Consider the following 14357-nt stretch of genomic DNA (forward strand, 5'->3'; position numbering starts at 1 on the left):
AGTATATGAAGATACAACAGATAAAGTATTGCGTAGCTGTGTTGTTTTGGTTGATCTTATTTTGCACCACGGCAACGCGCGCGCAAAACCAAATAAAAGCCGATACTGGTAAAGTATTCTCCATTAATGATCTGCAAGTGATGGTATTCAGATATCATCCGATCATTAAGCAGGCCGCATTACTGACCGATGCGGCACGGGCCAATGTATTGCAGTCGTTGGGGTATTTTGACCCTAACTTAAAGGCCGGATTTGCCCGCAAAGCGTTTGGCGGTACAGATTATTATAACGATTGGACCAGCGAACTGAAAGTGCCTTTATGGCTGGCCGGTGCCGACCTTAAAGTAGGCTACGATCGCAACGTGGGTACATATACTAATCCGCAGACCACCACCGGCACATCGGGCCTTAGTGGTGTAGGGTTGAGCATACCACTCGGCCAGGGCCTGATCATTGATGCTCGCAGGAACACGTTGAGGCAGTCGAGGATCATGGTGCGCTATGCCGAGGCCGAAAGGGTGAAGCAGATCAACGCCACCTGGTACGAGATAGCCAAAGACTACTGGAACTGGTACTACACCTACCGACAGTACGTACTTAACCGCGAGGGTGTCGACCTGGCGCAGCAGCGTTTCAACGCCGTAAGCAAGCAGACCATCATTGGCGACAAGGCCCCGATCGATTCGGTAGAGGCCTACGTGACCGTTCAGGAACGGCAGATCCAACTGGAAAAGAACAGGATCGAGTTACAGAACGCCCGGCTGGTTCTTTCCAACCATTTATGGAACGAGCAGGGCAATCCCCTCGAACTTCCGGAAGATGCCATACCTCAACGCCTGAACGGCATGGTAGATCATGTGGCCAAGAACGTGTTGGATACCCTGGTAGGGCAGGCCGCTCAGCAACACCCCGAACTGGTGAAGCTGCGCACCAAAGGCGCCCAGTTGGATGTAGAGCGTTTATATAGGCAGGAAATGCTCAAGCCCAAGATCAACGTGAGTGGTACGCTGATATCGAACCGGCGCGACTTTAACGGTTACGTGAGCGATAAGTACGATTTCAATTGGAACAATAACAAGGTAGGTCTCGAGTTCGCCTTCCCATTGTTCCTGCGTGCTGAGCGTGGTAAGTTGCGCGAGGTAAAGATCAAACAGCTGGAGCTTGACCTGGACATTAAACAGTCGGGCCGCGAGATCCGCAACAACATCCTGACCTCGTACAATGATCTTCAGGCGTATGAGAAACAGTTGTCGATCCAAACGCAGAGCGTGAATAATCAGAACCTGCTACTTCAGGGTGAGAATCAGAAATTCAGCCTGGGTGAAAGTACCCTGTTCCTCATCAACAGCCGCGAGACCAAACTTATTGATATGCGTATCAAACTAGAAAGCATGATATCGGGTTATCAAAAGACACTGGCCGAGTTATACTACAAAGCTGGTACGCGTCAGGCTTTAGCGGGCCAAAATTAGTATCTGACGTAACGATCACTATATTTGCGCACATCATTTATTAGAATATCATGAGTAAACAAGCCAGTTTAGCTATTCACGATACCAGCCACATCACTTACGAAAGTTTGTTGGAAGGTAACGAAAAGTTCATTGAGGAGGCTTTAAGCGAAGATCCTCAGTTCTTCCAAAAGCTTGCTAATGGCCAAAAGCCACCGGTGCTTTGGATAGGTTGCGCTGATAGCCGTGTGCCTGCCGATAGGATCACCCGCACTAATCCGGGCGAGATATTCGTTCATCGCAATATCGCCAACGTAGTGGTGCATACCGATCTTAACCTGTTATCGGTGCTCGATTATGCCGTTAACGTGCTTAAAGTTAAACACGTGATCGTGGTAGGTCATTACGGTTGTGGTGGTGTGCAGGCCGCAATGGGTAACAAGCAGTTCGGCCTGATCGATAACTGGTTGCGCAACATTAAAGATGTTTACAGCAAACATGCCGAGGAATTAAAAAGCATCACCGATGAGAAACAGAAGTTCGACCGTATGGTGGAGCTTAATGTGATCGAAGGGGTGAACAACCTTTGCAAGACCACCATCGTACAGGGTGCATGGGCCGAGGGTCAGGAGCTGCAGGTACATGGTTGGGTATACGCGCTTGATAGTGGCAAGATCACCGACCTAAAGGTAGATGCTGCCGATCCATCACGTATGGATAGCGTTTACAAGTTCGAATAACTGGTGCGAAACGCACTTGAAAAGCAGGCCAATATTGGCCTGCTTTTTTTATGGGATATTATCGTATCTTTGTAGCAGACACCGACTTAATCTATTCAGCGGTCGTCCACCAACTCATCATGACACTGTACCATCTGTACAGCTTTACAAATACGATACTCATTAAATGTTATTTTCAGAATTAAATTTGATCGGGCCTATCCTTAAAGCGCTTGAAACTGAAGGATATACTCAGCCCACCCCTATACAACAGCAGGCCATTCCCATCGTGCTGCAACGCAAAGACCTTTTAGGTTGCGCGCAAACCGGTACCGGTAAAACGGCCGCCTTCTCGATCCCCTTGTTGCAGATCCTTTACCAGGAGCGTAGCCAGCATAAAGAGCAAAAGACCATCAAGGCGTTGATCCTTACACCTACCCGCGAGCTGGCCATCCAGATCGACGAGAGCCTGGAAGCCTACGGCCGTAACACCGGCCTGAAGCATATGGTGATCTTTGGCGGTGTATCACAAAACCCACAGGTCGACGCCCTGAGACGCGGCATCGACATTCTGGTAGCCACTCCAGGTCGTTTGCTCGACCTGATGAACCAGGGCTACATCAAGCTTGATCATATCAAGTTCCTGGTGTTGGACGAGGCCGACCGCATGCTGGACATGGGTTTTGTGCACGATGTGAAACGCATTATTGCCAAGGTGCCGGTGAAACGCCAAACGTTATTCTTTTCGGCCACCATGCCTAAAGAGATCCAGCAACTGGCCGATACCATTTTGAACAAGCCCGAAAAGGTAGAGGTAACGCCGGTGTCATCAACCGCCGACACTATCCAGCAAGAAGTATATTTTGTTGACAAAAACGACAAAAAAGCACTTTTAGCACACATTCTTCAAGATAAGACCATCGAAACGGTACTGGTATTCACCCGTACCAAGCATGGTGCCGATAAAGTGGTAAAAGATCTGAGCCGCGCCGGTATCACCGCCGAAGCCATCCACGGTAACAAATCCCAGAACGCCCGCCAGCGTGCGCTAAGCAACTTTAAGGACCGCACCACCCGCGTATTGGTAGCCACCGACATCGCTGCCCGCGGTATCGACGTGGATGATCTGACCCACGTGATCAACTTCGAATTGCCTAACATCCCTGAAACGTATGTACACCGCATTGGCCGTACCGGCAGGGCAGGAGCAAGCGGTATAGCTTACTCGTTCTGCGATCAAGAGGAAAAGGAATACCTGAAAGATATCCATAAGCTGATAGCCAAGACCATCCCGGTGAACGAGGCTCATCCTTACCCGATGAAACAGTTGACCGATGTAGAGCGTTTACGTGAAGAATTGAAAGGCAAACCTGCCGGTCAGCAACAAGGCAACCGTTCGGGCGGTGGGCATCGCAACGGCAAACGCCGCAGTGGTAACGGCAACAGCCGTGGCGGTAACCGTGGCAGGGCTACGGCAAAAAGTTAAGATAAGGTATTGACCAATTGCGTTTTAAGCTATAGATTTATCATGAATTTCAAGCCGAACTTTGATATGAAACGTTTGTTGGACCTCGTACGGAATAAGTTCTTCCTCGTGACCGTCGTATTTGTAGTATGGATGCTGTTTTTTGACAAGAACGACCTTTACACGCAGTACGAACACAGGCAACAACTGGCCAAGCTGGAGCAGGAGCGCGACTTTTACACCAAAGAGACCGCCAAGGTGGCCAAGGACCTTGACGAACTCAGTTCCAACCCGGCCAAACTGGAGAAATTTGCCCGCGAAAAGTACCTGATGAAAAAAGCCAACGAAGACGTTTTTGTGATCGTTAAGAAGAGCAAAGACAAAGAATAAAAACATCAGAATATAAGAAAGGCCGCGTGATCATCTCATGCGGCCTTTTTTGTTTGATAAGCATGGCTGTTTACCTCAGCAACGTGATCTGTCCTTGCTGGTTAGCACGTTTGCCGTTGTTGTCTATATAGGTGCTCACCCAGTAATATACGCCCACCGGCATCGGCTTGCCCTGGTACTGGCCATCCCAGCCAAATTTGATATCCTTTGAAACGAATAGCTGTGAACCATTCCGATTGAAGATGCTAAGCTGATATTGCGTGGCCCGGCTATCCTGATTAGGCCTGAACATGTCATTCATGCCATCTCCATTAGGGGTAAAGGCGTTGGGGAATGTGAGCGGATGGCATGGCTGCAGGTTCAGCTTCACGGTCAGTTCGTTAGCTATACAACCATCTTTTTTCAAGATACGAAAGTAATAGCTTCCCGGTATCAGGTCAGTAAAGGTATGCTCATATGAATAGGTATGACCTTTATATTCAATGTCATACAAGGCTGGATCAGTAGTTACTGCCACCCGTATACTACCCAGCAGATCACAAACAGGGTCAACGGTCGATACAAAGTATTTAGGCCTGAGCAGGTCATAATCGGGCACTTCAAGTTCGATCTCTTTTGGTGTGTTACCGCCCGAAGCGGTCACTTTCACCAAATACTTGCCCGGTGCAAGCATATCAAAACGACCGGTGCTGTTAGGGCTACCTCCGTTCAGGTAATAGGTGTACTGTTCAGGTATTGGCCGACCGGTCACCTGGATCACACCTTTACCTAAAACATTACATTCCTGGTTAACGCTGGTGCTTTCTACCTCAATGATACAAGGTTGGTAAGTGAGATCTACAGATACCGAATCGAGTACGCAGCCCGATGGTTTATAGATCACAAAATCATGCTTGCCTGCGGTAAGGTAGTCGAATGCCTTACTGAACGGATACAGAACTCCATCATATTTGACCTGATAGCCGGCAGAACTCACCGGTATGGTAAAGTTAACAACACCTTTATCGGCACAGTAGGGGTCGGTGCTTTTGGTGGTCAAAGCTGGCTCAGTAAGCGTATAGTCAGGTATCACCGCTACCAGGTCCTTCTGGTCTTCTGATGAGGTGATCCTAATGTTGTAAGTGCCCGGCTTTAACGCGCTGAAAACTCCGGTGGTATTGCTTTGCGTGCCATTAAGCGTGTAGGTGTACAGATCAAAATGCGTATTGGTAAGCACCTTGATATTTCCTTTACGGATCATGGCACATTCCTGCGTGATCTGCATGCCCGCATATTGGATCTCGCATTTTTTCTTGTCCAGGGTTATGCCTATCGTGTCGACCACGCAACCCGCCAGGTTCACCACATCAAAATGGTAGTGGCCCGGTGTAAGCAGGTCATACTTGCGGTTAAGGTCAAAAAGCTGACTGCCCTGCTTTACCTTAAAGTTATCATCAGGAGTGGCGGTCATGGTGATGCTACCCGGTTGCGAGCAGGTAGGATCCACCTTTACAGTGGTGATGGTCGGTTTTAACACGGTGAATTTTGAGACGGTAAAGGTCGTATCCTTTTTTTGTGTGGGCGATGTCACACTGATCGCATAGGTGCCAGGGTCGAGTCCAGTGAATACGCCTGTGGTATTGGTCACGCCGTTCAGCGTATATTTATAATCGATCAGCGCATTCTCACAGATCACCTGTACGGTGCCTTTACCAATAAAAGGACAATCGGCCGATTGCTTGATCTGATCGATCTTCATCTCGGCCACACCACCACTTTCTACGTCACTTGCCGCATCGGCTACACTAAAAGGCAGGTTGAACGCGGTACTCACCACTTTGTCATTTTCCAGGTCAAGCTCCAGTACCCGGGTACCCGAACTTATATTATCAAATGCATATATCTTATTCTCGGTACTGCTGTAAGCTATGCTGGCCATACCGAACAAAGAGCCCGACACTGGGATAGCTAACTTGCTCTTGCTTAGGTCAGTGATGTCAATGCGTGCTATACCACCGTTAAGCGAAGCCATGTATAACAAGCCTTTATAGAATACCATGTCTCCTGAGGTGGTAAAGTTGATCCTGCCAAGGTTAGTGCTTGTTTTACCCACAGGGTCGATCTTGTACAACTGGTAATTGGATTCGAGATAAAGCATGCCATCCGTGTTAACCGTGAGGCCGGCTGATGAAGGCACGTTCATGACGAACTGGCAATTAGTAACGGAGTTGCCGATCAGGTCGCCTTTATAAAGACCAAAGCCGTTGCTGTAATACATGACCTTTTTATATACAGCAATGGTGTACAGCCCGGCCAAGTTGCAAGTAGCAAGATCTTGCACTTTATAGGTGCTGGGTCCCGTAACGGTGACCCGTTTGATCAGTGATCCAGAGGTGGTATAAAATTGTTGGGCGAATGACCGAGCTGTTGACAACACGATCAGTAAACATAATAATAGCGGTCTCATTAATTAGGATAAGGCCTTTCGGTAGCTAAAGATAAGCACCAAGAGCCATACCCTAAAATTTATTTTACCCGTCAGATCACGCCATGCAGGCTGCCACCGCTTTCGGCCAACTTATCCACTGATCTTTCGGTGGATGGATCCTTTTCCAATACCGGAGCATGATGCGGCTTGATACGGGCGTTTATGATCATTGGTCCATGGCAGCCCCAATGCTTATGCTCAATAAAACTGTTGATGCCATAAATGTCATGCGATGGATTGCTGCGGGTGAAGGTGACCCATACCAGGTTGTTGATATTTTGAGCAGTGAAGCCGGCATCATCGCAAAGCACCATTAAAGGCAAGCCATTGAGGTCGGTATCGGCCAAGTAGCTCTCTAAAATGCTGATCGCCTGCACCAGGTCATCGTTGTGTACAAATTTAGGTATCTCGATCGCCAGCACGCCGGGCATAGCCATCTTGAAGATGTTGAACGGTCGGGGCAGTTCAAAACCCGCTGGTAGTTCGTGCCAAAGGTCACGTTTTTTTTCACCCGCTGCAGCTATGGCCACCTTGCTGCCGCTGTTAAGTCCGCTGCCGCTGTAATCGAGCGTGTCAATGGTGGTCTTGGTGTAAAAATGCAGGTCGCGGGTAAGGTCTATGCGTTCCAGTACATGCCGCAAAAAGCCTTCTATGTTATTGATATTTAGTGAAGGGTCATCCTCTTTGGCGGCAATGAACAGATATTTGGCCAGGCTTAGCTGATTCTTGCCCAATATGTGATTCGCAATGGTGAGGATCTCTTGCGGGCGGCGTTCTTTTAAGTATGGGGTATAGCGCTCGCTGCCAATAGCAAATAATAGCGGATGCACGCCCGCGGCGTCTACCGCGTTCACCGCATGCAGTCCGGGTATCTCAGCAGGCAGGGCCGACCCGGTGATCTCATGAATGAGCGCTCCAAAACTGGTATCTTCCTGAGGTGGGCGGCCTACCACGGTGAACGACCAAACGGCATCTTTACGATGATAAACGTTATGCACCTTCATGAGCGGGAAGGGATGGGTAAGGCTGTAATAGCCCAGGTGGTCACCAAATGGTCCTTCGGGCTTATTATCATGGGGCATTACCGTACCGGTGATCACAAAGTCGGCATCGGCCGATAAGCAAAAGCCTTCGGCATCGTAAAAATACCGGAAGCGGCGGTTACCCAGTGCGCCGGCAAAGGTCATTTCAGATAATCCTTCGGGTAAGGGCATCACGGCGGCAACAGGGTGCGATGGTGGACCACCCACAAAAATGCTTACCTTGAGTGGCTGGCCTTTGGCGTTAGCCTTGGTTTGGTGTACGCCAATGCCCCTATGCAATTGGTAATGCAGGCCGATCTCGCGGTCGGTCACATATTCATTGCCCGCCAACTGTATACGGTACATACCCAGGTTGGCGTTCATGATACCAGGTTTGTCGGCATCTTCGGTATATACCTGTGGCATGGTCACAAAAGGGCCGCCATCCATAGGCCAGTTCACGATCTGTGGCAAGGCGCTGATATGCGTACGTCCAAAGCTGACCGGTGCGCGCTTGCCTACCTTCATGGGCAAAGCCGATAGCGCATTGAGTGCAACGTTAGCATACTTGAACGGGTTCCTGATCGCACGCATAGGATCGGTCTTGATGTCCACCAAGGTCTTTACCTTTTCCAATGTATCTCTAAAGATAAATTTTGAGCGGTCGAGCGTGCCGAAAAGGTTGGAGAGCGCCGGGAATTTACTGCCCTTCACGTTCTCGAATAAAATGGCAGGGCCCTCATGCTCGAACACCCGCAAGTGGATGGCCGCCATTTGCAGGTAAGGGTCTACCTCTTCTTTGATGCGTATAAGGTGTCCGTGTTTTTCGAGGTCGTTAATGCAGGCGCTTAAACTTGGGTATCCCATTACCGGTATAAATAAAATGCGTGGTCAAAATTACTTAAATAATGTTTATACCGCTATTTTGTTGGTTCAGCTGCACATGAAACAATAAAGTGATATTTTAGACGGTTCAACATATATACTATGCATCAATATCATAAAATAGGCTTACTGGCGGCAATGGCATTAACGGCTACGGTCACGGTGTTCGGCCAGCGTGCTGGTGCCGATGGCGCTAACCTGATCAAGGCCGATAGCTATTGCCGGTATGTAAAGGAGCTAGCCTCCGACGACCTTAAAGGCCGTATGCCATTTACCGACGGCGAAACGCGCACCATCGCTTATCTTGAGAAGCAATTTAAGGACCTTGACCTGTTGCCCGGCAACAAAGGTAGCTATGTGCAGCAGGTGCCCATGGTGGCCATTACCTGCGATCCACAGGAGCGAATGACCATTAATGCGCCTGATAATAGCTTTTCGTTAGATGGTTTCAAGGACTATGTGCTTTGGACCCGCCGTACCGATGCCAATATCGATGTGCAGAACGAGGAACTCGTTTTCGCCGGCTTTGGGATCACTGCACCCGAGTTCAAGCATGATGATTACGCCGGATTGGATGTCAAAGATAAGATCGTGGTGGTATTGGTGAACGACCCTGGATTTTATGATCCCAAACAGTTCAAAGGCAAGACCATGACCTATTATGGTCGGTGGACCTACAAATACGACGAAGCTGCGCGTCACGGCGCCAAGGGTTGCCTCATCATCCATGACACGGCCCCGGCCGCTTACGGCTTTGGTGTGGTGCAGAACAGTTGGAAGACCACCAAGCTATATCTTGACAGCCGCGGTAAGGAAAGCTATAAATGCGCCTTTGAAGGCTGGCTGTCAATGCCCGGTGCCGAAAAGTTGTTACAGGCTACAGGTACCAATTATCAAACGCTTTTGAAGGCAGCTTTGAGACCGGGCTTCAAACCCATTCCTATGGGACTGCGGGCCTCTACCGGCTTAAAGGTGACGCCGGTCTACAAAACATCGAAGAACGTGGCGGCCATGATCAGGGGTGCCTGGCGGCCCGAAGAGTGTGTGATCTATTCGGCGCATTGGGACCATTTCGGCATATCTAAACCTAACGCCAAAGGTGACAGCATTTATAACGGCGCTGTTGATAATGCCAGCGGTACCGCCGCCCTGTTGGAGTTGGCCAAGGCATTTAAAGAAAGCAAAAGCCGCCCTGCCCGCAGCATACTGTTCCTGGCGGTCACTGCCGAGGAACAGGGTTTGTGGGGCTCGGCATATTATGCCGAGAAACCGATCTTTGCCAAAGAGAAGACCGTAGCCGATATCAATATGGATATGCTTTACCCCTATGGCAAGACCAAGGATATTGGTTTGGTAGGATACGGGCAATCAGAACTGGAAGACCTTTTACAGGACGAAGCCGAATCGCAAGGACGATATGTAGCACCAGAAGCTGATCCATCCAAAGGAATGTACTTCCGGTCTGACCATTTCAATTTCGCTAAGATCGGTATACCGGCATTGTATATTGAAAGTGGCATCGACCTGGTAGGCAAAGGGAAGGAGTCAGGCCGTAAACTGCACGAAGAATTTAACAGCAAGCGCTACCACACACCCGATGACCAGTATGATGCTGCCACCTGGGATGTGAGCGGTACTGTTCAGGACCTTCAATTACTCTATAAAGTGGGTTATCGGTTATCATCTACCACCAACTTGTGGCCGCAATGGAAACCGAGGTCGGAGTTCAGAGCGGTACGCGAGAAGTATATGAAGCCGTAATAGCTGCTGGCCGGGACATTGTTCCGGCCTTTTTTTGTTTATCGCTCACACATGACCGCAGGTAAAAAAATATTCCCACCCATATCAACCCCTTGATCAGGAAGAACAGAAAGCCGGCAACGCCTATTCGTTTAAGCCATTTGATCATGCATGGCAAAAGTAATCTTTTACCGTAACCAATTTACAGGTTTAATTAAAGTAAGCTGGTCAATGATATATCATGGCAATATCATTGTATGGTTTTGGCCAAACTGCAACGATTGTAGCCTGTTACTCGCATAAGGTCGAACTACCTGCATTTATAATCAATATGGCGCGACTATTTTCACCACTTCAACTCAAAGATATTCAACTCAAGAACCGCATCACGGTATCGCCCATGTGCCAGTACAGCAGTGACGACGGTTTCGCTAACGACTGGCATTTGGCTCATTTAGGCTCGTTCGCTACCGGAGGCGCAGCATTGATCATTACCGAGGCTGCCGCGGTATCACCCGAAGGGCGCATCACTTACGCCGATCTGGGTATTTGGAAGGACGAACACATCGAAAAGCTGAAGCAGATCACCAGTTTCATTATCCAGCAAGGCGCTGTGCCGGGCATTCAATTGGCGCATGCTGGTCGTAAGGCCAGTCACGAAAAGCCCTGGCTGGGCGGCAAGCAGTTCCCTGCCGGGCACGAAAAAGGTTGGGCTACCGTAGCACCAAGTGCGTTGGCCTTTACCGATAGTGAGGAAGCACCGTTGGAGCTGGATCAGGCAGGTATCGATAAGGTGAAGGCCGATTTCAACGCTGGGGCTAAACGTGCTTTGGAGGCAGGCTTTCAGGTGGCCGAGATACATGCGGCGCATGGCTACCTGTTGCATCAGTTCTACTCCCCATTAAGCAACGAGCGCAAAGATGACTATGGCGGCTCGTTCGAGAACCGTATCCGTTTGACGATTGAGGTGGTTGAGGCCGTACAAGAAGTATGGCCGGCTGACCACCCGCTGTTCGTGCGCATCTCGGCCACCGATTGGACCGACGGCGGCTGGACGATCGAAGATTCGGTTAAGCTTGCCGAAGTTTTAAAGCAAAAAGGTGTAGATTTGGTGGATACGTCCTCAGGCGGTAACGTGCCTAAGGCCGCTATCCCTAACACGCCAGGTTACCAGGTAGGGTTCGCAGCGCAGATCAAAAAGGAAACCGGTATCATGACCGGAGCGGTCGGGCTGATCACTAGCGCGGCACAGGCCAACGCGATCATTGAGCAGGAACAGGCCGATCTGGTATTAATGGCGCGAGAGATGCTGCGCGATCCGCATTTTGCTTTACGGGCAGCGCATGAGCTGGGGCAAAATATTTCGTGGCCGGCACAATATGAACGTGCTAAATGGCATTAATAGTAAAGAGCAAATTATTCAACCTCAAATATTGTAAAACTTAGAAATTATGAAACGTACCGCAACCGCACACTGGAACGGAACATTAAAAGATGGTAACGGCGAACTGACCACGCAAAGCACCACCCTTAACAAGACACAATATTCATTCAAGACCCGTTTTGAGCAAGGTGTAGGCACTAACCCAGAGGAGTTATTGGCCGCTGCACATGCAGGCTGTTTTACCATGGCTGTAAGCGCAGCCCTTACCCAACAAGGCTTCACTCCGGGTAACCTGGATACTGCCGCTATCCTTGACCTGGATATGGCTAACCTGGCCGTTACTGGTATTCACCTCGAGATCAAAGCAAGCACTATCGATGGTGTGAGCGAAGAGGTGTTCAGGACCGTGGCCGAGGATGCCAAAAAGAACTGTATCATCTCTAAAGCACTGAGTGTGCCTTTCACTCTTAACGTGATCTACGGAGCCTAAGCGTAAATTAAACCTTAGGTAAATTAATAACTCTAAGAGCAGACATTATCGGTCTGCTCTTGTTGTTTTACAGGAGTTCCATTTAAAAATATATATGCCGCGTTTACGTACATCGTTATCCTTTATATTTTTCCTGGTCATCATTGGCCTGCTCATAGGTGGATTTTTTTACATGAAGCACGAGTTCAATACCGTGCGCACCGAGGTGAATGAGGATGTGATGGTAGAAAAGATCACCAGTATGGGTAAGCTTGAACTGGTGAAGTACAGTATGAAGGATGTATTGGAGAAGAAACAGATCCACCCCATATTGCCTGACGACCGTATTCTTTTCGTGGCGGTAGGCGAGGTGACCGCCTGCATCGATCTTACCCGTGTGCGTAAGCAGGACATTACTCGTACCGATAGTTTAGTGACCGTTACCCTTCCTCAGCCCGAGATCTGTTACGCCAAGTTGGATCACCAGCGATCCAAGGTGTATGATGTAAGCGGGGTGCTGCTGCCCAGTACCACCAGGGCTATGGTAGAAGATGTTTACAAGATGGCCGAAAAGCGCCTGCTGGACAATGCCCGCCAACAAGACATCACCGGTAAGGCGCGTGAAAATGCGCAGGTAATATTCAAACCATTATTGGAGGGTATCTCTGGTAAGAAGGTGGCTCTGCAATTCAAATAAAATATCGTTTATCGGCTACTTGGCCGTCCACAAAGTGTATTCGCCCGAGAGCTTTCGAGGTGTGAAATCCTTGTATCCTTTAAAGCTGTTCATGATAAAATTGGCGCGGCCATTGGTCGTATAATCGGCCGGTAGTAGGATGTGCAGGGGACCGGCATGGCCCTGGTACACATAATCGGCCGGGTCCATCTTTACATCAAGACCGATCGGTTCGATAGTGATGAAGCGGTTATGTTGTATCTCTAAACCCAGATCGGCGCTTACAAAAACAAATATGGCATCGCGCTCGGTGTCGTCCATATGCATAATGGTATCAAGCGTAGGCTGATCGGCAAATTGCTGTGTGATGCCGGTACGACCATGCACCCCTTCATTTTTGTTGTAATTGTATTCATTATGAATACGCTCGATACTTTTATAAGCGATAAAGATCCAAATCAGCCCGAATGCCACTCGAAAAGCAGGCTTGCTTTTGGCCACGAGGTAGAGTGTGCCGGGAATGATGAGTAGTCCGATGGTGCGGAAATGCCTTGCCTCATAGGAGATAGCCAGTTGTTTAAAGAAAGCATAGCTAAAGAACCCGACCATAATAAGGTAATAAACTATTAAGGCAAGCTTATAAGGTTGATATGGCACGAACCGCAAAATGGCCCAGATCAGCGATAAGCTCAATGCTGCCAATGCGATCAGGATAAGTACCACGCCCGTATGGCTGAAGATCGCACCATCGGGTGAGTACACCAGGCCCTTGGTGAGGTCATCTATTGAGAAGCCCGCTAATAGGGGCGACGCTAACGGAAAGGTGAACGTTTCCCAGATAACACGCCAACCTAACTGGTGGTCGGCGGCAGGGTTATCGCCCTTGCTCAAATAGAACAGGTATATACCGGCAACGGACAGCAAGAACGGGATACCGATGGCCACGCCGTTCTTGATCCAGGCGGCAATGTCTTTACGGGGAAGGGATATATTGATCCACAGGCATAACAGTCCGGCGGCGTAGATCAGCATCATAGATGATTTGCTGAAGAACCCGGCCCAACCGGCCAGCAGTACGAACAGCATCATGCCCGCGCTTATTCGCTTGAACGAGAAACACCCATAAAGGAACCACCCTACAAACGCGAACATGAGTACCTCGCCGCCATTATAAAAGGCATAAGGAATGAAGTAGAACTGCTGACAGGCTATAAAGGCTACGCTTGCGGCAGAGAGGAGCGGGGTAAAACCCAGCCTTTTAAACAAGGCAAAAAAGCCGATCACGCCTATGAGTTCGCAGATCACGCTGGTAAGTACGGCAGCGTGCCCTGTATTCACATGTAAGATGGATCTAAAGAAGTAGGGCATCAGATACTGCCCAGGCGACCACCACGTAAGGAACTGGGCCGAATCTTTGGCGATATCCAACTGGTCGGGACCGATGAGGAGGTTGAACCCGCCACCCTTTTCCATGCTGTGCATTACCTGGAAGCCCCAACTTGGATCAGGGAATATGGCCGGTGGCGCTATATAGCTGAATATGCCGGTAATAACGGTGATCAGCAGGATCATACCGATAATAATGTTAGCCGGCGTGCGATCATTCATCATATGTGGCAAAAATACATATAAAGTTTTAGAGGCATGAGGAGTAACGCCCTTATCGGCTTTTTTGTGTTGGCATGGAGC

The 14357-nt window shown here is 49.2% G+C and carries 11 protein-coding genes; 8 read left to right on the forward strand and 3 right to left on the reverse strand.

Annotation, left to right across the window (positions count from 1 at the left end; all coding sequences use genetic code 11):
* The first annotated feature begins 5 nt into the window (after positions 1–5).
* The 4 genes from LLH06_RS04810 to LLH06_RS04825 all read left to right on the forward strand — a co-directional run bounded on the left by LLH06_RS04810 (position 6) and on the right by LLH06_RS04825 (position 4025).
* Positions 6–1472 (forward strand): TolC family protein, encoded by a 1467-nt coding sequence (locus LLH06_RS04810; protein WP_228172129.1) that lies wholly within the window; start codon positions 6–8, stop codon positions 1470–1472.
* Positions 1473–1522: 50 nt separating this feature from the next.
* Positions 1523–2191: a carbonate dehydratase gene (gene can, locus LLH06_RS04815; protein ID WP_228172130.1), complete on the forward strand. Its 669-nt coding sequence runs from the start codon at positions 1523–1525 to the stop codon at positions 2189–2191.
* A gap of 166 nt (positions 2192–2357) precedes the next feature.
* Positions 2358–3656: a DEAD/DEAH box helicase gene (locus LLH06_RS04820; RefSeq protein ID WP_228172131.1), complete on the forward strand. Its 1299-nt coding sequence runs from the start codon at positions 2358–2360 to the stop codon at positions 3654–3656.
* Positions 3657–3698: 42 nt separating this feature from the next.
* Positions 3699–4025, forward strand: a complete 327-nt coding sequence (locus LLH06_RS04825) for an FtsB family cell division protein (RefSeq protein ID WP_317206718.1) — start codon at positions 3699–3701, stop codon at positions 4023–4025.
* A gap of 70 nt (positions 4026–4095) precedes the next feature.
* Here the strand turns inward: LLH06_RS04825 and LLH06_RS04830 are convergent, their stop codons facing one another.
* The gene (locus LLH06_RS04830; protein WP_228172132.1) at positions 4096–6471 is read right to left on the reverse strand and encodes a gliding motility-associated C-terminal domain-containing protein; all 2376 of its coding nucleotides are present in this window, start codon (positions 6469–6471) and stop codon (positions 4096–4098) included.
* Positions 6472–6542: 71 nt separating this feature from the next.
* A complete protein-coding gene (locus LLH06_RS04835) occupies positions 6543–8381 on the reverse strand; it encodes a UbiD family decarboxylase (protein WP_228172133.1) in 1839 nt (612 codons plus the stop codon).
* A gap of 120 nt (positions 8382–8501) precedes the next feature.
* Here LLH06_RS04835 and LLH06_RS04840 point away from each other — a divergent pair, with 120 nt between their 5' ends.
* The 4 genes from LLH06_RS04840 (at position 8502) to LLH06_RS04855 (ending at position 12689) form a co-directional block, all read left to right on the forward strand.
* Entirely contained in the window at positions 8502–10160 is a 1659-nt protein-coding gene (locus LLH06_RS04840; protein WP_228172134.1) for a M28 family metallopeptidase, read from the forward strand.
* A 310-nt stretch (positions 10161–10470) separates the two neighbouring features.
* Positions 10471–11541, forward strand: a complete 1071-nt coding sequence (locus LLH06_RS04845; protein WP_228172135.1) for an NADH:flavin oxidoreductase/NADH oxidase — start codon at positions 10471–10473, stop codon at positions 11539–11541.
* Positions 11542–11590: 49 nt separating this feature from the next.
* Complete coding sequence (locus tag LLH06_RS04850; protein ID WP_228172136.1) at positions 11591–12013, forward strand: OsmC family peroxiredoxin; 423 nt, start codon at positions 11591–11593, stop codon at positions 12011–12013.
* Positions 12014–12107: 94 nt separating this feature from the next.
* Positions 12108–12689: a DUF4230 domain-containing protein gene (locus tag LLH06_RS04855; RefSeq protein ID WP_228172137.1), complete on the forward strand. Its 582-nt coding sequence runs from the start codon at positions 12108–12110 to the stop codon at positions 12687–12689.
* 15 nt (positions 12690–12704) lie between these two features.
* Here LLH06_RS04855 and LLH06_RS04860 read toward each other — a convergent pair whose 3' ends face one another.
* Positions 12705–14279, reverse strand: coding sequence for a hypothetical protein (locus LLH06_RS04860; RefSeq protein WP_228172138.1), 1575 nt, complete (start codon positions 14277–14279; stop codon positions 12705–12707).
* Positions 14280–14357 lie beyond the last annotated feature (78 nt).

It is taken from the genome of Mucilaginibacter daejeonensis (assembly GCF_020783335.1).
Taxonomy (GTDB): Bacteria; Bacteroidota; Bacteroidia; order Sphingobacteriales; family Sphingobacteriaceae; genus Mucilaginibacter; species Mucilaginibacter daejeonensis.

What these genes read in the sequence shown, in the direction of transcription:
- LLH06_RS04835 (WP_228172133.1), bottom strand. Translation starts at nt 8,381, where the DNA reads ATGGGATACCCAAGTTTAAGCGCCTGCATTAACGACCTCGAAAAACAC.
- LLH06_RS04860 (WP_228172138.1), bottom strand. Translation starts at nt 14,279, where the DNA reads ATGATGAATGATCGCACGCCGGCTAACATTATTATCGGTATGATCCTG.
- LLH06_RS04820 (WP_228172131.1), top strand. Translation starts at nt 2,358, where the DNA reads ATGTTATTTTCAGAATTAAATTTGATCGGGCCTATCCTTAAAGCGCTT.
- LLH06_RS04850 (WP_228172136.1), top strand. Translation starts at nt 11,591, where the DNA reads ATGAAACGTACCGCAACCGCACACTGGAACGGAACATTAAAAGATGGT.
- LLH06_RS04845 (WP_228172135.1), top strand. Translation starts at nt 10,471, where the DNA reads ATGGCGCGACTATTTTCACCACTTCAACTCAAAGATATTCAACTCAAG.
- LLH06_RS04830 (WP_228172132.1), bottom strand. Translation starts at nt 6,471, where the DNA reads ATGAGACCGCTATTATTATGTTTACTGATCGTGTTGTCAACAGCTCGG.
- LLH06_RS04825 (WP_317206718.1), top strand. Translation starts at nt 3,699, where the DNA reads ATGAATTTCAAGCCGAACTTTGATATGAAACGTTTGTTGGACCTCGTA.
- LLH06_RS04810 (WP_228172129.1), top strand. Translation starts at nt 6, where the DNA reads ATGAAGATACAACAGATAAAGTATTGCGTAGCTGTGTTGTTTTGGTTG.
- LLH06_RS04840 (WP_228172134.1), top strand. Translation starts at nt 8,502, where the DNA reads ATGCATCAATATCATAAAATAGGCTTACTGGCGGCAATGGCATTAACG.
- LLH06_RS04855 (WP_228172137.1), top strand. Translation starts at nt 12,108, where the DNA reads ATGCCGCGTTTACGTACATCGTTATCCTTTATATTTTTCCTGGTCATC.
- can (WP_228172130.1), top strand. Translation starts at nt 1,523, where the DNA reads ATGAGTAAACAAGCCAGTTTAGCTATTCACGATACCAGCCACATCACT.